The organism is Micromonospora sp. NPDC023633 (assembly GCF_040640035.1).
Classification (GTDB): Bacteria; Actinomycetota; Actinomycetes; order Mycobacteriales; family Micromonosporaceae; genus Micromonospora.
The window spans coordinates 1-19,856 of record NZ_JBFABB010000020.1; the positions used below are offsets into that span (position 1 = coordinate 1).

General features: G+C 76.2%; 5 protein-coding genes. 1 reads left to right on the top strand and 4 read right to left on the bottom strand.

Translation table 11 applies throughout. The features are described 5' to 3' along the window. The coding region (locus AB0G13_RS08900; protein ID WP_357871032.1) for a beta-ketoacyl synthase N-terminal-like domain-containing protein at nt 1-989 on the bottom strand (989 nt) is incomplete at its 3' end. A 287-nt stretch (nt 990-1,276) separates the two neighbouring features. On the opposite strand from AB0G13_RS08900, the gene AB0G13_RS08905 reads away from it, so the two are divergent. Further along, entirely contained in the window at nt 1,277-2,038 is a 762-nt protein-coding gene (locus AB0G13_RS08905; protein WP_357871035.1) for an alpha/beta fold hydrolase, read from the top strand. 70 nt (nt 2,039-2,108) lie between these two features. On the opposite strand, the gene AB0G13_RS08910 is transcribed toward AB0G13_RS08905, so the two are convergent. The 3 genes from AB0G13_RS08910 to AB0G13_RS08920 form a co-directional block, all read right to left on the bottom strand. Next, nucleotides 2,109-2,996 carry a class I SAM-dependent methyltransferase gene (locus AB0G13_RS08910; protein WP_357871037.1) on the bottom strand — a complete coding sequence of 296 codons (888 nt, stop codon included), beginning with the start codon at nt 2,994-2,996 and terminating at the stop codon, nt 2,109-2,111. A gap of 29 nt (nt 2,997-3,025) precedes the next feature. After that, complete coding sequence (locus AB0G13_RS08915; RefSeq protein ID WP_357871040.1) at nt 3,026-4,609, bottom strand: bifunctional 3-(3-hydroxy-phenyl)propionate/3-hydroxycinnamic acid hydroxylase; 1,584 nt, start codon at nt 4,607-4,609, stop codon at nt 3,026-3,028. 79 nt (nt 4,610-4,688) lie between these two features. Further along, complete coding sequence (locus AB0G13_RS08920; RefSeq protein WP_357871043.1) at nt 4,689-19,634, bottom strand: SDR family NAD(P)-dependent oxidoreductase; 14,946 nt, start codon at nt 19,632-19,634, stop codon at nt 4,689-4,691. Nucleotides 19,635-19,856: the final 222 nt, after the last annotated feature.

The following is a 19,856-nucleotide window of genomic DNA, read 5'->3' on the forward strand; positions in this document are numbered from 1 at the left end:
AGACCCGCCGACGCCAACGCCTGCCGGATCACCCGCTGCTGCGACGGACCATTCGGCGCCGTCAAACCATTCGACGCGCCGTCCTGGTTCACGGCCGTGCCGCGCACCACCGCGAGGATCCGGCGCCCGTCGCGTTGCGCGTCCGACAACCGCTGCACCAGCAGCACGCCCACGCCCTCGGCGAGGGCCGTGCCGTCCGCCGCGTCGGCGAACGCCCGGCACCGGGCCACCGGCGACAGGTTGCCCTGCCGGGTGAAGTCGACGAACACCGCCGGGGTGGGCATCACCGTCACACCACCGGCCAGGGCGAGGTCGCACTCCCCGGACCGCAACGCCTGCACCGCCAGGTGCAACGCCACCAGCGACGACGAACACGCCGTGTCCACCGTCACCGCCGGCCCCTCGAAGCCGAACGAGTACGCCACCCGGCCCGAGGCGATGCTGCCCGCGTTTCCGAGACCCAGGTAGTCCTGCACGCCTGCCGGCGGGGTCTCCGGCGGGTGGGCGTACCCGCTGTGGGTCATGCCGGCGAAGACCCCGACGCGGGCGCCCTTCAGGCTGGTGGGGTCGATGCCCGCCGACTCGACCGCCTCCCACGACGTCTCCAACAGCAGCCGCTGCTGCGGGTCCATCGCGAGGGCCTCGCGCGGCGAGACCCCGAACAGCCGGGGGTCGAACTCGGCGGCGTCGGGCACGAAGCCGCCCTCGCGGACCGAGGAGGTGCCCGGCCGGGACCGCTCGGGGTCGTAGAGCGTGTCCAGGTCCCAGCCGCGGTCGGTGGGGAAGGAGGCGATGGCGTCGCCGCCGGCCGCGACGAGGTCCCACAGCTCCTCGGCCGTGCGTACCCCGCCCGGGAACCGGCAGCCCGTACCGACGATCGCGATCGGCTGCTGCGCCTCGGCCTCGACGTCCCGGAGCCGTTGCCGGGTCCGCCGCAGGTCTGCGGTGACTCTCTTCAGGTACTCCCGGAGCTTGTCTTCGGTGTCCATCAACCCAGCCCATCGCGATTCACGGCGGAGACTCGACGTAAGCGACGGTACGAATGCGCAGAAGTCTCAGGCGACACCTGTATCTGTCGTTCGGCTCGCTCGGCCGAGAGCCACGCAGATCCCCATCTGCGGGGAGAAGTTATTGGGTGCGTGCGAGCGCGGACAACCCCTAACCAGGCAACGGGCCAGCTAGGGGTGTCCGGTCCCGACCCGTCGCACTAGCGTCGCCTCGACCGGGTCTGTGTCGATCCGGTCGGGAACCGCAGTCGCCGGAAGGACCGCCAAGGATGACCACGCCAGATACCGACAACGGCTTGTGGGTGCGACGCTTCCACCCGGCTCCGGGTGGCGCGAGGCGGTTGGTGTGCCTGCCCCACGCCGGCGGGTCGGCCAGCTTCTACTTTCCCGTCTCCCGCAGCCTCTCCCCCGGCGTCGAGGTGCTGTCGATCCAGTACCCGGGACGGCAGGACCGCCGCCACGAGAAGTGCATCGGTGACATCCACCAGCTCGCGCGGGAGGTCTTCACCGTGCTGCGGCCCTGGCTGGACGAGCCGGTAGCCATCTTCGGGCACAGCATGGGGGCCAGCGTCGGGTTCGAGCTCGCCCGGCTGATCGAGCAGGACGGTGGTACGGCGGCGCACCTGTTCGCGTCCGGCCGCCGGGCGCCGTCCCAGGCACGGCACGAGACGGTGCACCTGCTCGACGACGAGGGCCTGCTGGCCGACGTCCGGAAGCTGAGCGGCACCAACTCCGCCATCCTCGGGGACCCGGAGATGCTGCGGGCCGCGTTGCCGGCAATCCGCAGTGACTACCGCGCCGCGGAGACCTACTCCTACCGGCCGGGTCCGCCGCTGAGCTGCCCGATCACCGTCTTCACCGGCGACGACGACCCGAAGACGACGGTCGAGGAGGCCCGGGCCTGGTCGACCCACACCACCGGAGCGTTCGACCTGAAGGTCTACCCGGGCGGGCACTTCTTCCTGGCCGAGCACCAGCCGGCGGTCCTGCGGGCCATCTCGACGGCCCTGGGTGCGACGCCGGCCATCTGATACGCACGGCCGAGGGGCCCGTCCACCGGTGTCACGACCGGTCGGCGGGCCCCTCGTCCATGCGGGGGCGTCACCGCTTGTGGCCGACCGCGATCACGTAGTCGAGCTGCGCCAGCTCGCGCTTCATGAGGTTCTGGTTCTTCCAGTGCGCGGCCATGCTCTTGCGCACGGCGGGCTTGACGACGGCGCGGAACTCGGGGTCGTTGGTCCGCTCGGCCATGTACGCCCGCCAGCCCTCCCAGGTGCGGTCCTTGATGGAGTGCACCTCCGGGTTGGCGAAGCCGGCCTCGACGAGCTCCTGCCGGTACGTGTCCCGGTCGTGCCAGTTCTCCTTGGGGATGCTGAACTTGACGAAGCTCAGCGGGCCGGACTGGATGGCCGCCCGCACGACGTTGCCGCTGACCGGGATGATGTCGGCCGTGGCCAGCACGCCACCCGGGCGGAGCACCCGCAGCGCCTCGGCGAAGAACGCGCTGCGCGGGTAGAAGTGGAAGGCCGACTCCAGGGCGACGACCCGGTCGAAGGTGTTGTCCTCGAAGGGCAGTTCGGTGGCGCTGCCCAGCCGGAAGTCGGTCTGGTCCGCGAGGCCCTCCTCGCGGGCCCGGCGCTGCGCCGCCTCGACGTGGTGCGGGGTGATGTTCAGCCCGTACACCTTGGCGACCCGGCGCTCGCGCAGCCACTTGAAGTCCTGGTCGGCGTAGCCGAAGCCCACGTCGAGGACGGTGTCGTCAGGCTTGAACCCGGCGGCGTCGGCCAGCTTGTCGGCCAGCGCCTCGGCGGCCGTGTCGAGGTCGGTGACCCCGTCTTCCCAGTAGCCGACGTTCATGTAGTGGGTACGGCGGGCCGCGAACTCCACGTCGGGCGACTGGATCTCGTAGAAGCGCCGGACCCGGGTGATGGGGTCGGCGGTGAAGACCGTGCGGATCGCCCGGCCGGCGATCTTCAGGTTCTCGAACATGTGGGTTCCTTCCGGTGGGTGGATGCCGATCAGCCGCGCCGGACCTGCTCGCGCAGGTCCTCGACGAGCGCGGGCACACCGGCCGGGTCGGCGGCCATGCCGAAGACGTAGAAGTCGGGCCGGACGAGCACCGCGACGGCGTCGTACCGCTTGAGGTGGGACAGGTACACGTCGTCGAGGTCGAAGGCGGTCGGCACGGCGCCGGGCGCGGGGGCGGGCGCGGGCGCGCTGGCGGGAACGACCCGGACCACCCGGGCGTCGAGCGAGTCCAGGAAGGCCCGGGCGTCCGCGTCGAGCAGGCCGTCGGGGTCCTCGGCGCAGAGCAGGACGAAGCCGGTGCCGACGACCTCGTCGAAGAGCCCGGCGCGACCGTCGACCTCGACGCGCCCCTGCGGCATCGGCACGCCGGCGCCGGCCGCGGGGGCCTCGGCCGTACGACCGTGCAGGACGCCGCCGGCCAGGGGCTCCAGCAGGGAACGGGTGCGCGGCCGGGAGGTGCGCCGGCGCAGTTCGGCGAGCATGACCGCGTCCCGGCCGGCCGCGGCGGTGCGGTCGGTCTCGCAGATCACCGTGCCCGAGTCCATGGACATCCGGATGGCGTGCTGCACGTGCGCGCAGCGCTCCTCCTGGTAGGTGTCCAGCAGCGCCTCGTCGGCCAGGCCGCGGTGCACCAGGTCGAGCTTCCAGGCGAGGTTGAGGGCGTCCCGAAAACCCGAGCTCATCCCCTGCCCCATGAACGGCGGCATCACGTGCGCCGCGTCACCGGCGATCAGGATCCGGCCGGAGCGCCAACGGTCGGCCGAGCACGCCTGGGTGGTGTAGACGCCGTAACGCTCCAGGGTGGCGTTCTCCGGTGTGATGTCGAAGAGGCCGAGCAGCCGCCACACGCTCTCGACGCTCTCGAACTCCTCCCGGCTCTCCCCCGGCACCCGCATGAACTCCCACCGGCGGTGCCCGGGGCCCGCCGACACCGCCGTGCGGGGGCGCGCCGGGTCGCAGACCTGGAGGTTGTTCGGCTTGAACTCGCGGGCCTCGTGCGGCACCACGTCGCAGACCAGCCAGTCGTACGTGAAGCCGAGGTCGCTGACGCCGCTGCCCAGGTGCTCCCGGACGAAGCTGTTGGCCCCGTCGCAGCCGACGACCCAGCGGGCCGCGCGGACCTCCTCGCCCTCCGGCCCGGCGATGGTGACCTCGACCCGGTCGTCGTGCTCGACCAGGCCGGTCACCTGGTACGGGCGCAGCACCGTGACGCCCGGCAGTTCCGCTCCCCGCTCGGCGAGCAGCGCCTCGAGGCCCGGCTGGTAGAAGGAGACCGAGTCGGGCCAACCCATCGGGCCGTCGCCGGTCACCTTCACGTGCAGCAGGGTCCGGCCGAAGCCGTTCTTGAAGGTGTACTCGCCCGACGACTCGACCACGGGGCCGAGCCGGTCGGCGACGCCCGCGGCGGCCAGGATGCGGCTCGCCTCCCCGTCGTACGACACGGCACGCGGGAAGTTGTACGGGGTGGCCCACCGCTCGACCGCCGTGACGGTGAGTCCTCGCTGCGCCAGCAGGATCGTGAGCATCTCACCGACGGGGCCGTACCCCACGATCAGGACGTCGGTCATCAGCATCGGTATCGGTTCCTCGCGGGTCGGTCGGACACGGTGTCTACAGGGACGACTCGCGCCGTGTGGCGCGGCCGGGCGGCCATCAGAGACCGAGTTCGGAGTCGATGAGGTCGAAGAGGTCGTCGTCGCTGGCCTGTTCGAGGTCGAGGTCGGGATCGCCGCCCGAGCCGGCGCGCATCGTGCGCCACTTGGCGATGAGCACCTCCAACCGGGACCCGATCTGGGCGTGCAGCTCCGGTTCGACACTGGCCTCGGTCAGCGAGCGTTCCAGGTTCTCCAGGTCCGTGAGGACCGGCGGAACCGTCGGCTCGGTGTCCGGCGCCAGCTGGGACACCAGGAACGTGGCCAGCTCGTTCGGGTCCGGGTAGTCGAAGATCAGCGTGGCCGGCAGGCGCAGACCGGTCGCCGTGGTCAGCCGGTTGCGCAGCTCGACGGCGGTCAACGAGTCGAAGCCGATCTGGCTGAACGCCCGGCCGGGGGCGACCGCCGCGCGGCTGCCGTGCCCGAGCACGCTCGCCGCCTGCTCGCGGACCAGGTCGACCACCAGGCCGTGGCGGTCGGGCCCGGCCAGGGCCGCCAGCTCGTCGGCGAGGGTGCGCCCGCCGCCGGCCGGGGCGGTGGACCGGGCGCTCGGCCGTTCCCGTCGCATCAGCCCACGCAGCAGGGCCGGGGGCCGCTCGACCCGTTCGCCGAGCGCCGCGACGTCGATCCGGGTCGGCACCAGGACCGGTTCGGCCAGCCGCAGGCCCGCGTCGAACAGGGCCATCCCCAGGTCGGACGGGATCGCCAGCTGCCCGTCCCGGGCGGTGATCCGGGGATCGGCGCGGTCCAGCTTCGCGGTCATCTCGCTGGCCTGCTCCCACAGCCCCCAGGCGAACGACCGACCCGCCAGGCCCTCGGCCCGGCGCGCCAGGGCGAGCGCGTCGAGGAACGCGTTGGCCGCCGCGTAGTTCGCCTGGCCGGGCACGCCGAAGACGCCCGCGCCGGAGGAGAACAGCACGAACCCGGCCAGGTCGAGGTGGCGGGTGAGTTCGTGCAGGTGCCACGCGGCGTCGAGCTTCGGCGCGAACACCGTGTCGACGCGCTGCGGGGTGAGGGCGGTGACCACCCCGTCGTCGAGCACCCCGGCCAGGTGCACGACCGCGGTCAGCGGGTGCCGTGCCGGTACCCCGTCCAGGACCCGGGCCAGGGTGTCCCGGTCGGCCACGTCGGCCGCCACCACCGTGGCTTCGGCCCCCAGGGCGCGCAGTTCGGCGACCGCCTCGGCCGCGCCGGGAGCCCGCTCGCCGCGGCGGCTGACCAGCAGCAGCCGCCGTACGCCGTGCGTCTCGACCAGTCGCCGGGCGACCAGCCTGCCCAGGGTCCCGGTTCCGCCGGTCAGCAGCACGGTGCCGTCGGGGTCCCACGCCCGGGGCATGGTGAGCACCACCTTGCCGACGTGCCGGGCCTGGCTGACGTGCCGGAACGCCTCCGGCGCCTGGCGGACGTCCCACACCTGGGTGGGCAGCGGGGTGAGCGTTCCCCGTTCGAAGAGCCCCAGCAGCACGACGAGCATGCGCTGCACCTCGTCGGGGTCCTCCAGGGTCAGGTCGAAGGCGGTGTAGGCCACCCCCGGGTGGTCGGCGGCGACCTGGGCGGCGTCGCGGATGTCGGTCTTGCCCATCTCGATGAACCGTCCGCCGCGCGGCAGCAGCCGCAGCGAGGCGTCGACGAACTCGCGGGCCAGCGAGTCCAGCACCACGTCGACGCCCCGTCCGCCGGTCACCTCGGCGAACCGGGTCTCGAAGTCGAGGGTCCGGGACGAGGCGAGGTGGTCCTCGTCGAGGCCCATCGACCGCAGGGCGTCCCATTTGGCGGGGCTGGCGGTGGCGTACACCTCGGCGCCGAGGTGCCGGGCGAGCTGCACGGCGGCCATGCCGACGCCGCCGGCCGCCGCGTGCACCAGCACCGACTCGCCCCGGGTGAGCCCGGCCAGGTTGACCAGACCGTGGTACGCGGTCAGGAAGACCACCGGCACGGAGGCGGCCTCGACGAACGACCAGCCGGCCGGCATCGGGGCCAGCAACCGGCGGTCGGTGACCGCGACGGGGCCGAAGCAGCCCACGAACACCCCGAACACCCGGTCACCGGGCCGCAGGTCGGTCACCTCGGCGCCCACCTCGACGACCTCGCCGGCGCCCTCGCCGCCGAGCGGCCCCGCGTCGCCCGGGTAGAGGCCGAGCGCGTTGAGCACGTCGCGGAAGTTCAGGCCGGCGGCGCGGACGCGTACCCGGACCTCGCGGGGGCCGAGAGCGGCGTCGGCCGCGTCGGTCGGGCTCAGGGTGAGGTTCTCCAGGCTGCCCCGCACCGGCGCGTCCAGCCGCCACGCGGCGGCGGGCGGGGCGGTCAGCTCGCCCGTCGACCCGGCCCGCGCCAGCCGCGGCACGTACGCGGCGCCGGCCCGGACCGCCGCCTGCGGCTCGGCCGCCGCCAACAGGGCGGCGACCTGGTCGGGGCCGATCCCGTCGCCGTCGACGTCGACGATGACCAGCTGGCCCGGGTTCTCCGACTGGGCGGAGCGGACCAGCCCCCACGCCGCCGCGGCGGCCGGGTCGGTCACCTCGCCGGCGTGGTGCACGGCCACCGCGCCCCGGGTCACGAGCAGCAGCCGCGACGCCGCCCAGCGGGGCTCGGTGAGCCAGCGCCTGACGAGGTCGAGGGCGCGGACGGCGGCGTGGCGCGCCGCGCGGGGGGCGGGCTGTGCGGGTTCCGCGTCGAGCGGCACGAGCACGGCCCCGGGCAGGGCCAGTCCCGCGTCGACGGCGTCGGCGAGCGCGTCCAGCCCCGGGTGCAGCGGGTACCCGTCCAGGCCGGGGGCGATGGTCACGGCGTCGACCGGGGTGGCCGCGTCGACCGGCGGCAGCGGCGTCCAGTCCATGCGGAACAGGGCGTCGCGGGTGGCGCGGTCGTCGGTGACGGCCAGCTCCGCGGCGGAGATCGGCCGCATCGTCAGGGCGGTCACCTCGGCGACCGGGGCGCCAGTCGGATCGGCGGCGGTCAACGCGATGGCGTACGGCGCGACCTGGGTGAGCCGCACCCGCAGGGCGGTCGCACCGGTGGCGTGCAGGGTGACGCCGTTCCAGGCGAACGGCAGCAGCAGCCGACCGGCCCCGGCCTCGGCGAGACCGCCGAAGTGTGCGGCGTGCAGGGCGGCGTCGAACAGGGCCGGGTGCAGGCCGTACCGGTCGGCGTCGACCCGCTGGGCCGACGGCAGCTCCACCTCGGCGTAGACCTCGTCGCCGCTCGTCCACACCTGGCGCAGCCCCTGGAACGCCGGCCCGTACGCGTAGCCGTCGGCTGCCAGGTCGGCGTAGAAGCCGGTCAGGTCGACGGGACGGGCGTCGCGCGGCGGCCACGCGGTGAGCTGCGGCGACGCGACGGGCTGGTCGGCGGAGAGGATGGCGCTGGCGTGCCGGGTCCACGGAGCCCCGGCCGGGCCGTCGGCGGGCCGGGAGTGCACGGTCACCGGGCGGCGTCCGTCGTCGCCGCCCGCGCCGACCACCACCTGCACCTGGGTCGCGCCGGCGGCGGGCAGGGTCAGCGGGGCCTCGATGACCAGCTCGTCGAGGACCGGGTGGCCGATCTCGTCGCCGGCGCGGAGGCAGAGCTCCACCAGGCCGGTGCCGGGCACCAGCACGCTCTCCGTGACCCGGTGGTCGGCCAGCCACGGCTGCGCGTCGCTCGACAGCCGCCCCGTGAACAGGTGGCTCCTCGCCTCGGCCAGCGCGACCGACGCGCCGAGCAGCGGATGCCCGGCGGCCTCCAGGCCGGCGGCGCCGACGTCGCCGGGGCCGGAGACGGGCCGGGGCCAGTAGCGGCGGTGGGCGAAGGCGTACGTGGGCAGGTCGACCCGCCGGCCGCCGGCCAGCGCGGGTCGCCAGTCCACTTCGACCCCGCACACGTGCAGCTGGGCCAGGGAGAGCAGGAACCGCTCGCGGTCGCCCTGGTCGCGTTGGACCGAGCCGACCACCACGGTCTCGCCGTCGTGGTCGGCGAGCGTCTCCTCGATGCCCACGGTGAGCACCGGGTGCGGGCTGCACTCGACGTACGTGTCGTGGCCCTGGGCGGCCAGCGAGCGGATCGCCCGTTCCAGCTCGACCGGCTGCCGCAGGTTGCGGTACCAGTAGTCCGGCCCCATCTCCTCCCCGTCGAGCCAGCGCAGGTCGGTGGTGGAGAAGAGCGGCACGGCCGCCGGGCCGGGGGCGATGCCCGCCAGCACCTCGGCCAGTTCGTCGCGGATGCGTTCCACCTGGGCGGAGTGGGAGGCGTAGTCGACGGCGATCCGCCGGACCCGGGCCTGCTCGCCGGCCAGTTCGGCGAGGAGTTCCTCCACCGCCTCCGGCTCGCCGGACACGACCACGGCGGCCGGGCCGTTCACGGCGGCGATCGAGATCCGGTCGCCGAACCGGGCGATCCGGTCGCGGACCGTGTCGCCGGGGAGCGCGACCGAGGCCATCGCCCCGTGCCCGGCCAGGGCCCGCAGCGCCCGGCTGCGCAGCGCCACCACCCGGGCGGCGTCGGGCAGGGAGAGCACCCCGGCGACGCAGGCGGCGGCGATCTCGCCCTGCGAGTGACCGACCACGGCGGCCGGCTGAACCCCGTAGGAGCGCCACAGCTCGGCCAGCGACACCATCATCGCGAACAGGGCGGGCTGCACCACGTCGACCTCGTCGAGGCCGGGCGCGCCGGGCACCCGGCGCAGCACGTCCAGCAGCGACCAGTCCAGGTACGGCCGCAGCGCCGCGTCGCAGGCCGCCATCCGCTCGGCGAACACCGGGGCCTGGTCGAGCAGGTCCAGTCCCATGCCGAGCCACTGGGAGCCCTGTCCCGGGAAGACGAAGACGCACCGGCCGGCGGGCCGGGCCTCGCCCCGCGTCACCGCCGGGTCGGGCCGGCCCTCGGCGAGCGCGTCGAGGGCGGCGGCGACCCGCTCCGGCGACGCGCCGACCAGCACCGCCCGCGAGTCGAAGGTGCTCCGGCTGGTGGCCAGCGACCAGGCCACGTCGAGGGGCCGCTGCTCGGGCCGCTCGGCGAGGTGCTCCCGCAGCCGGCGGGCCTGACCGACGAGCGCCTCCGGGGTACGCGCCGAGAGCAGCCACGGCAGCGCGTGCGCCTCCGGCGGCGTGGGTTCGGCGACGGGCTCCGGGGTCGCCGCCCCGGCGACCGCCTCGACGATCACGTGGGCGTTGGTGCCGCTGATGCCGAACGACGAGACACCGGCCCGCGCCGGCCGGTCCGCCGAGGGCCACGGGCGGGCCTCGGTGAGCAGTTCCAGCGATCCCGAGTCCCAGTCGACACGCGAGCTGCGGCGCTCGGCGTGCAGGGTGCGGGGCAGCCGGCCGTGCCGCATGGCGAGGACCATCTTCAGCACCCCGGCCACGCCGGCCGCGGCCTGGGTGTGCCCGAGGTTGGACTTGACCGAGCCGAGCAGCACCGGCGGGGCGTCGGCCGGACGCTGCCCGTAGGTGGCGAGGATCGCCTCCGCCTCGATGGGGTCGCCGAGCGACGTGCCGGTGCCGTGCGCCTCCACCACGTCCACCTCGGCGGCGGTCAGCCCGGCGGCGCCCAGCGCGGCCCGGATGACCCGTTCCTGCGACGGTCCGTTCGGGGCGGTCAGCCCGTTGGACGCGCCGTCCTGGTTGACCGCCGTGCCGCGGACCACGGCGAGGACGGGGTGGCCCCGGCGGCGGGCGTCGGAGAGGCGTTCCACCACCAGCATCCCGACGCCCTCGGACATGCCGAAGCCGTCGGCGTCCTCGGCGAACGCCTTGCAGCGCCCGTCGGCGGCGAGACCGCGCTGACGGCTGAACCCGGTCAGCCCGGCCGGGGTGGACAGCACCGACACGCCGCCGGCCAGGGCCAGGTCGCAGTCGCCCTGACGCAGCGCCTGGACGGCCAGGTGCAGCGCCACCAGGGACGCCGAGCAGGCGGTGTCCACGGTGACGGCCGGCCCCTCCAGCCCGAGCGCGTACGCGACCCGGCCGGAGAGGACGCTGCCGGCCGTGCCGGTGAGCAGGTGCCCCTCGTCGGCGACGACCTCGCCGTCGTCGGAGACGACGCCGGGGGCGATCCGGTCGCCGTAGTCCTGCCCGTGGGTGCCGGCGAAGACGCCGGTGCGGCTGCCCCGCAGGGTGGCCGGGTCGATGCCGCCGCGCTCCAGCGCCTCCCAGGAGGTCTCCAGCAGCAGCCGGTGCTGCGGGTCCATCGCGAGGGCCTCGCGGGGGCTGATGCCAAAGAACGCGGCGTCGAAGTCGGCGATCCCGGTCAGGAACCCGCCGGCCCGCGCGTACGTCCGGCCGGGCGTGCCGGGCACCGGGTCGTAGAGGTCGGCCAGCGGCCAGCCCCGGTCGTCGGGCAGCTCGCCGATGACGTCCCCGCCCGCGTCGAGCAGCCGCCACAGCTCCTCGGGGGAGCCGATGCCGCCGGGGAACCGGCAGGCCATCGCGACGATGGCGACCGGCTCGTCCAGGGCGACGGTGCTCGCGTCGGCGACCTCGGTGGCGGCGGTGCCGAGCAGCCGGGCGTGCAGGTGGGCGGCGAGCAGCTCCGGGGTGGGGTGGTTGAACACTGCGTGCGGGGCGAGCCGGACGCCGGTGACGGCGGTGAGCCGGTTGCTCAGTTCGACGGCCATCAGCGAGTCGAAGCCGAGCTCCTTGAACGGGCGGCGCGGCTCGACGTCGTCGGGGCCGGTGTGCCCGACCACGGTGGCGCACCGGGTGCGTACGAGGTCCAGCAGCAGGGCGGCGCGGTCGGGTTCGGCCAGCTCGGCCAGCCGGTCGGCGAAGCCCTTGGCGGAGGCGGGCGCGGAGTCGGCGTTGACGGCCCGACGGGGCGGCGGGGGCAGCAGCGCCCGCAGCAGGGCGGGCACCTCGCCGGAGACTCGCACGGCGGCCAGGTCGAGCCCGATCGGCACCAACGTGGGCCGGTCGACGTGCAGGGCGGCGTCGAACAGCGCCAGGCCGGCGGCCGTGTCGAGGGGACGGGTGCCGCCCCGGGCGAGCCGGGCCAGGTCCGCCGGGGCGAGCCGGCCGGCCATCCCGTCCTGCGCGGCCCAGAGCCCCCAGGCCAGGGCGGTCGCCGGGAGTCCCTGGGCGCGCCGGTGCGCGGCGAGCGCGTCGAGGAACGCGTTGCCGGCCGCGTAGTTGCCCTGGCCGGGGCTGCCGAAGGTGGCGGCGGCCGAGGAGAAGAGCACGAACGCGGCCAGGTCGAGGCCGGCGGTGAGCTCGTGCAGGTGCCACGCGCCGTGCACCTTGGACCGCAGGGCCCGCCGCCAGCGGGCCTGGTCGAGGTCGGTGAGCAGGGCGTCGTCGGTGGCCCCGGCGGCGTGCACCACGGCGACCAGCCGGTCGGCCAGCGGGGCGACGACCTCGGCGAGCGCCGCCCGGTCGGCGACGTCGGCCGCGACCACCCGGACGGTGACGCCGGCGTCGGTCAACGCGGCCGTCCACTCGCCGGCCTGGCCGGTGCGGCTGACCAGGACCAGCTCGGCGACGCCGTGCACGGTGGCGAGGTGGGTGGCGACGTGCCGGCCGACCCCGCCCGTGCCGCCGGTCACCAGCACGGTACCGCCGGCCAGCGCCGCGAGCGGCGTACCGGCCGGGGGCCGTTCGACGGGGTGGAGCCGGGGCAGCAGCGCGCGGCCGTCGCGGACGGCGACCTCGGGCTCGTCCGTGGCGACGGCCAGCGCCGCCCGGACGGTGGCGTCGTCGGTGGCGTCGAGGCTGAGCAGCAGGAACCGGTCGGGTTGCTCGGCCTGGGCGACCCGGACCAGCCCGGCCACCGGGGCGTGCACCGGGTCACCGTCACGGACGGCGAGGGCCAGGCGGGTGGTCTCCGCGCGGGGGTCGGCCAGCCAGCTCTGGAGCGCCCCGAGCACGGCGAGGCCGACGGCGTGCGCCCGGTCGGGCACCGACCGGCCCGGCTCGCCGTCGCCGACCCGTAGCACCAGCAGCGGCGGCAGCGGTCCGTCCGGGGGCGTGCCGTCGGCGAGCGTCCAGGAGGGCGCCGGCGTCGCCGGGAACGCCGCGGGCAGCCAGTCGACGGCGTACAGGCCGGCGGGTGCGGCCGGGGACGCCGGCGCGTCGGCGGGCGGCAGGTCCACGGCCCGCAGCACCACCCGGTCCACGTCGAGCACGGGCACACCCGCGTCGTCGACGGCGCTCAGCGTCACCGCGTCCGCCCCGGCGGGGGCCAGGCAGACGCGCAGCGCGTGCGCCCCGGTGGCGTGCAGGCGCACCCCCGCCCACTCGGTGGGCAGCAGCCGGGCGGCGGGCCCGGTGTCGGTGTCGTCGCCGGGCGCGAAGTCGGCCAGCGGGAGCAGGCGCAGGGCCGCCTCCAGCACCAGCGGGTGCACGCCGTACCGCTCGGCGTCCGGGTCCCGGGCGTCCTCGGGCAGGCGTACGTCGACGAAGAGCCGGTCGGCGGCGACCCACGCGGCCCGGGCGAGTTCCCCGACCATGGCTCGGCGTTGCGGGGTGGTCAGGTCCACCGGCCGGGCCCCGGTGGGCGGCCAGGCCGGGGCGAGGGCGCCCCGGCCGCTCTCCGGGTCGACCGGGCCGAGCACGGCCTCGGCGACCTCCCGCCAGGGCTGCCCGTCGCCGGCCCGGACGTGGCAGTGCGCCACCCGGCGCTGGCGCTCGTCCGGCGCGGAGACGCCGACCTGCACCTCGACGGTCAGCTCGGCGGGCAGCGGCACCGGCTCGGGGACGCGCAGCCGCTCCACGGTCGGGGTGCCGAGCCGTGCGCCGAGGTGGGTGAGCATGTCCAGCAGGGCGGTGGCGGGCAGCAGCGCGGCGGTGCCGTCGCCGGGGGCGGCCAGCCACGGCTGGGTGGCCGCGGAGACCCGGCCGGTGCAGACCACCTGCCCGGTGCCGGCGACCGGCAGCACGCCGCCGAGCAGCGGGTGCCCGGCGTCGTCCAGTCCGACGCCGACCGGGCCGCCGGCCGCGGTGGAGGCGGGCAGCCAGTAGTGCCGGCGCTGGAAGGCGTACGTGGGCAGGTCGACGCGGCGGTGCGGCCCGGGGCCGGCGAGGGCGGCGCGGTCCACCGGGACGCCCCGCACGTGCAGCCGCGCCACGGCGGCGAGCAGCGCCTCCGGCTCGTCGGCGACGCCCCGCACGGCGGGGACGAAGGCCAGCTCGTCGGCCTCGGCGACGAGGCAGTCCTGGGCCATCGCGGTGAGCACGCCGGCCGGACCGACCTCGAGGAAGGTGGTGACGCCCTGCCCGTGCAGGGCCCGCACGCCGTCCTGGAAGCGGACGGTGCCCCGGACGTGCGCCACCCAGTAGTCGGGCGAGCAGAGCCGGGCCGGGTCGACGGGGTGACCGGTCAGGTTGGACACCACCGGCAGGTGCGGGGTGCGGTACGTGAGGCCGGCCGCCACCGCGCGGAACTCGTCGAGCATCGGCTCCATGCGCGGCGAGTGGAACGCGTGCGACACGCGCAGCCGGCTGGTCCGACGCCCGGCGGCGCGCAGGGTGGCCGCGACGGCCAGCACCGCGTCGGTGTCGCCGGAGACGACGACGCTGGTCGGGCCGTTGACGGCGGCGAGGCCCACCCGGTCGGTCAGGTGCGCGGCGACCTCGGCCTCGTCGGCCTCGATGGCGACCATCGCGCCCCCGGCGGGAAGCTGCTGCATCAGCCGGGCCCGGGCGGCGACGAGCGCCGCCGCGTCGGCGAGGGCGAACACCCCGGCCACGTGCGCGGCGGCCAGCTCACCGACGGAGTGGCCGAGCACCGCGTCGGGGTGCACCCCCCAGGACTCCAGGAGGCGGTACAGCGCGACCTCGAAGGCGAACAGCCCCGGCTGGGTGTACAGGGTGTGGTCGAGCAGGTCGGCCAGTTCGCCGCCCTCGGCGGCGAAGACGACGTCGGCGACGGGGTGCGGGGCGTGGCCGGCGAGGCAGCGGTCGAGTTCGGCGCAGGCGGCGTCGAAGGCGTCGGCGAAGACCGGGTACGCCGCGTGCAGTGCGCGGCCCATGCCGGCGCGCTGGCCACCCTGCCCGCCGAAGAGCAGGCCGAGCCGGCCGTCGACGACCCGGCCGGTCAGCACGGTCGGCACGTCCGGGTCCGGCTCGCCCCGGGTCAGCGCGGTCAGGCCCGCGCGGGCGGTGGCCGGGTCGCCGGCCAGCACCACGGCCCGGTGTTCGAGGGCGGCGCGGGTGGTGGCGAGCGCGTGCCCGACGTCGGCCGGGTCGGCATCCGCCCCGGGCCCGTCGAGCCAGGTCAGCAGGCGGGCCGCCTGGTCCCGCAGCGCCTCGCCGGAGGCCGCGGCGAGCAGCCACGGCACGGGCGGTCGCCGGGTCGCGGAGGCGGCCCCGGACGACGCCTGCCGGTCCGCGGCCCCGGACAACGCCTGCCGGTCCGCGAACCCGGACAACGCCTGCCGGTCCACGGCCCCGGGCCCGGACGGCGGGTCGGCGGCGGGCGCCTCGACGATGACGTGGGCGTTGGTGCCGCTGATGCCGAACGACGAGATGCCGGCCCGCCGGGGTCGTCGCACCTCGGGCCACGGGCGGGCCTCCGCGAGCACCTCGACCGCGCCGGCGCCCCAGTCCACCTCCGACGTCGGGGCGTCCACGTGCAGGGTGCGGGGCAGCTTTCCGTGCCGCATCGCGAGCACCATCTTGATCACCCCGGCGGCCCCGGCTGCGGCCTGGGTGTGGCCGAGGTTGGACTTCAGCGAGCCCAGCCGCAGCGGCTCGGCGTCACCGCGCCCCGCCCCGTACGTGGCGAGCAGCGCCTGCGCCTCGATCGGGTCGCCCAGCCGGGTGCCGGTGCCGTGCGCCTCGACGACGTCCACGTCCGCGCTGGAGAGTCCGGCCACGGCCAGCGCCCGGCGGATGACCCGCTCCTGGGCGGGCCCGTTGGGGGCGGTGAGCCCGTTGGACGCGCCATCCTGATTGACTGCGGAGCCGCGCAGCACGGCGAGGACGGGGTGTCCGCGCCGGCGGGCGTCGGAGAGCCGTTCCAGCAGCAGCACGGCGACGCCCTCGGACCAGCCGGTGCCGTCGGCGCCCTCGGCGAACGCCTTGCACCGCCCGTCCGGGGCGAGCCCGCGCTGCCGGCTGAACTCCACGAACGCCTGCGGGGTGCCCATCACCGCCACGCCGCCGGCCACGGCGAGGGAGCAGTCGCCGGCGCGCAGCGCCTGGGCGGCCAGGTGCAGCGCCACCAGCGACGACGAGCACGCCGTGTCGACCGTGACCGCCGGTCCCTCCAGCCCCAGCGCGTAGGCGACGCGGCCGGAGACGACGCTGCCGGCGGTCCCGACGCCGAGGTAGCCCTCGGTGCCGGGCGGCGCCTGGCGCAGGTTCGCGGCGTAGTCGTGGTGCATGACGCCGGTGAAGACCCCGGTGGCGCTGCCGCGCAGCGAGGTGGGGTCGATGCCGGCCCGCTCGAACAGCTCCCAGGACGTCTCCAGCAGCAGCCGCTGCTGCGGGTCCATGGCCAGCGCCTCGCGCGGGCTGATCGCGAACAGGGCGGCGTCGAAGTCGGCGGCGTCGGTCAGGAAGCCGCCCACCCGGACGTACGAGGTGCCGGGACGGTCGGCGTCGTCGGAGAACAGGTGCGCCAGGTCCCAGCCCCGGTCGGTGGGGAACTCCGTGAGCCCCTCGCGGCCCTGGTCGACCAGGTCCCACAGCTCCTCGGGGGAACCGACACCGCCGGGGAGCCGGCAGGCCATGGCGACGACGATCACCGGATCGTCCACGGTTGACGGCGCTGCCGGCCCGTCCGCCACGGGACCGGCCTGCCCGGTGCTGCCGCGCAGCCGGGCGGCGAGGTGTCGGGCGAGAGCGTCCGGGCTGGGCCGGTCGAACGCGGCCGTCGCGGAGAGCCGTACCCCGGTCGCGCGGGCCAGCCGGTCGCGCAGGGCGACCGCGCTGACCGAGGTGAAGCCGAGTTCCTTGAAGGCGCGGCCGGGGCGGACCGCGGCCGGGCCGGACAGGCCGGCCACCTCGGCGGTGGCGGCGCGGACCAGGTCGAGCAGGAGCCGGTCCCCCTCGGCGGTGGTCAGCCCGGCCAGCCGGCGGCGCAGCTCGGCAGCGTCCCGGTCGTCGGAGGCGTGGCGAGCCGCCGCGACGGGCGTACGCCAGGCGGGGTGCGCGGCATCGGCGTGGCCCGCCGGACGGGCGAGCAGGACCAGGTCGTCGCCGTCGTGGGCCACGTCGAACGCGGCGAGGTCGGCGCGTACGGCCGCCGGCGCGTCGCCGGTCCGCTCCCCCGGGTGGGGGCCGGCCGCCCCGGTGGTGGGCGACGACTCCCGGTCGGCGCGCGCGGTCGGCGCGGCGGTCGTGCCGACGAGCCGGGCCGGGAGACCGGCGGCCCGCCGTCGGGCGGCCAGGGCGTGCAGGGCGCCGACGGCTGAGGCGGCCCGCTCCTGCCCGGCGGCGCCCAGCAGCAGGGCGGACGGGGCGAGGACGGTGAACGCGGCGGCCGGGAGCCGGGTCGCGGCGTCCAGCGTCCCGGCGAGGCGGAGCAGCCGGGCGACGCCCTCGTCGTCGGTCAGGTCGTCGTCGGACGGGCAGAGGAAGGCCCCGCCGAGCGGCTCGTCCCCCGCCTGGTCAACGGGCAGCGCGGCAGCGTCGGCACCGGCGGTGGTGAGTTCGGCGACCAGGTCCGCCAGGGCGACCCCGGCCGTGGCGCCGACGTGGAGCAGCCGCAGCCGGCGGACGCGGTGGGCGGCGACGAGGTGTCGGGCCAACGCCGCGCCGGTCGGCCCCTCGGCGCCGGTGACCAGGACCGGGCGGTCCGGGTCGGCCACGGTGACCGGCCGCGCCGGCATGGCCGCGGGGGCGGGCACGAGGACCGCGTGCAGGGCGGCTCCGGCCCGCAGCGCGACCTGCGCGGCGCCGGCCTCCACCACGGCGGGGAGCAGGGCGGCCGAGCGGTGTCCGGCGTCGCGGTCGACCAGCACGATCCGGTCCGGGTACGCGGCCTGCAGGCTGCGGCCGACCGCCTGGGCCGCGCCGGCCCCCGGGTCGGGCTCGAACCGCTCGGCGGCCACGCCCGGCGCGGTGGCGGCGTCGGGCGCGCCGGACCCGGTGGCCGGATCGCTCGCGGCGGCGTCGCCGGCCGGGCCGGTCAGCAGCACCAGCCGGGTGCCGGCGAACCGGTCGTCGTCGAGCCAGCCACGCAGCCGGTCGGCGAGGTCCGCCGCGACGGCGTCGGCCGGCTCGACCAGCAGCACCGTCACGTCGGGCACGTCCGGGGCCTCGCGCAGGACGGCCAGGTCCGGGTGGGACCGGAACCGGTCCCCCGGCGACGCCGCACGCAGGGGCTCCAGCAGCGCCTCGCTCCCGGCGCCGACGACCGCCCAGCGGCGGGCCAGGGCGGCGGCGGCCTGGGCCGCCGTCGGGACGGGCGCTTCGACCGGCGGTACGGCGGCCAGGTCCAGCGGCTGCCAGGCGAACAGGCTCAGCGCCTCGTGGTGGCTGCCGTTGACGGCCCGCAGCCGCGCCGGCCGGTCGAGCAGGAGCCGGCGGGTGACCTTGCCGGAGGCGGTGCGGGGCACCTGCCCGATCTCGTACAGCTCTTCCGGAACCTTGTGGTAGGAGAGCTTCTCCCGGCAGGCCGCGTACCCGGCCCGGGGGTCGAAGCCCTCCGGCCCGGGCACCACGAACGCGACCGGCACCTCGCCGAGCACGTCGTGCGGGCGGCCGGTCACCGCCACGTCGGCGACGCCGGGCACGGCGCGCAGCGCCTCCTCCACCTCGGCCGGGTGGATCTTCTCGCCGCCCCGGATGATCAGTTCCTGGTGCCGGCCGGTGACGAAGATGTTGCCGTCCGCGTCGCGGCGGGCCAGGTCTCCGGTGCGGTACCAGCCGTCGCGCAGGGCGGCGGCGGTGACCTCCGGCAGGCCGTGGTAGCCGAGCATGACGCTCGGCCCGCTGACCCAGACCTCGCCCTCGGCGCCGGTCGGCACGTCCAGGCCCGTCTGCGGGCTGACCAGGCGCACCTCGACGCCGGGCACCGCGCGCCCGCAGGACCCCTCGACGCGGGGCTGGTCCGGCCGGGTGACGGCGATCGAGCCGCAGGTCTCCGTGCTGCCGTACGCGTCGAGCAGCGGCGCGTCGAAGACCTCGTCGAACGCCCGACGCAGCGCGCCGGTGGTGATCGCCCCGCCGACCAGGCAGACCCGCAGGGCCGGGGCGCGGAAGCCGGTCTCCCGGGCAGCGGTGACCAGGTGGTGGTACATGGCCGGCACACCGGCCAGCACGGTGGCCTCGTCCTCGTCGACCGCGCGCAGCACGTCGTCGGCGGAGAAGCCGTCGATGAGGCGGGCCGTGGCGCCGACTGCGGTCACGCTCAGCACGCAGCCGATGTGGGAAAGGCTGTGGAACAACGGCAGCGGCCAGACCACCCGGTCGGCGGCGGTGAGCCCGGGGATCGGCACGTAGCAGGCCGCGACGGACCAGAGGCAGGTGCGCTGGGTGGAGAGCACACCCTTGGGCCGGCCGGTGGTGCCGGAGGTGTAGAGCATCCAGGCGACCTCGTCGAGGCCCAGGTCGTCACGGGCGGCCACACCCGGCTCGGTGTCGACCAGGTCGCGCCACGCGGTGACTCCGGCGGGCACCGGCCCGTCCCCGGTGACCACGACCCGCAGGGCCGGCCGGTCGGCGCGCAGCCGCAGCAGCTGGTCGAGGTGCCGCGGGTCGGTGACCACCAGCACCGCGCCGGAGTCGTCCAGCAGGTGGGCCAGTTCCGCGTCGGTGCTGTGCGGGTTCACCGGTACGCCGACCGCGGCGGCCCGCGTCACGGCCAGCCAGGTCTCCACCGTCTCCACCCGGTTGCCGAGGCAGAAGGCCACCCGGTCGCCCCGCCCGACCCCCGACACCGCCAGGTGACCGGCCAGCCGGCGGGTGCGCGCCGCCAGGTCGGCGTAGCCGACCGCCCGGCGGTCGTCGCGGAACGCGACCTTGTTCCCCAACCTGGCGGCGTGCGCCTCGATCAGATCGGACAACGGCTGGATCAGGTCGCTCCGAAGCATGTCACCACATCCGTCCGTCGGCGAGACTTCTCATCCGCGGCGTAGACCCCGCTCGCCGTAGCGGCCCAAGTCTTCCGAGCACCCTGCCGGTGTCCTACCCCTGTCACCCCCTAAGTCGTCCCCAGTTCGGACCGCCGATCCGGTGGTGGGACGGGCCGCAGGCCGATGATGGGGCGACCCCCGCAGACCGTCGAGTCCCGTGCTCCACCCGCCCGTCAGCCG

What these genes read in the sequence shown, in the direction of transcription:
- AB0G13_RS08905 (WP_357871035.1), top strand. Translation starts at nt 1,277, where the DNA reads ATGACCACGCCAGATACCGACAACGGCTTGTGGGTGCGACGCTTCCAC.
- AB0G13_RS08910 (WP_357871037.1), bottom strand. Translation starts at nt 2,996, where the DNA reads ATGTTCGAGAACCTGAAGATCGCCGGCCGGGCGATCCGCACGGTCTTC.
- AB0G13_RS08915 (WP_357871040.1), bottom strand. Translation starts at nt 4,609, where the DNA reads ATGCTGATGACCGACGTCCTGATCGTGGGGTACGGCCCCGTCGGTGAG.
- AB0G13_RS08920 (WP_357871043.1), bottom strand. Translation starts at nt 19,634, where the DNA reads ATGCTTCGGAGCGACCTGATCCAGCCGTTGTCCGATCTGATCGAGGCG.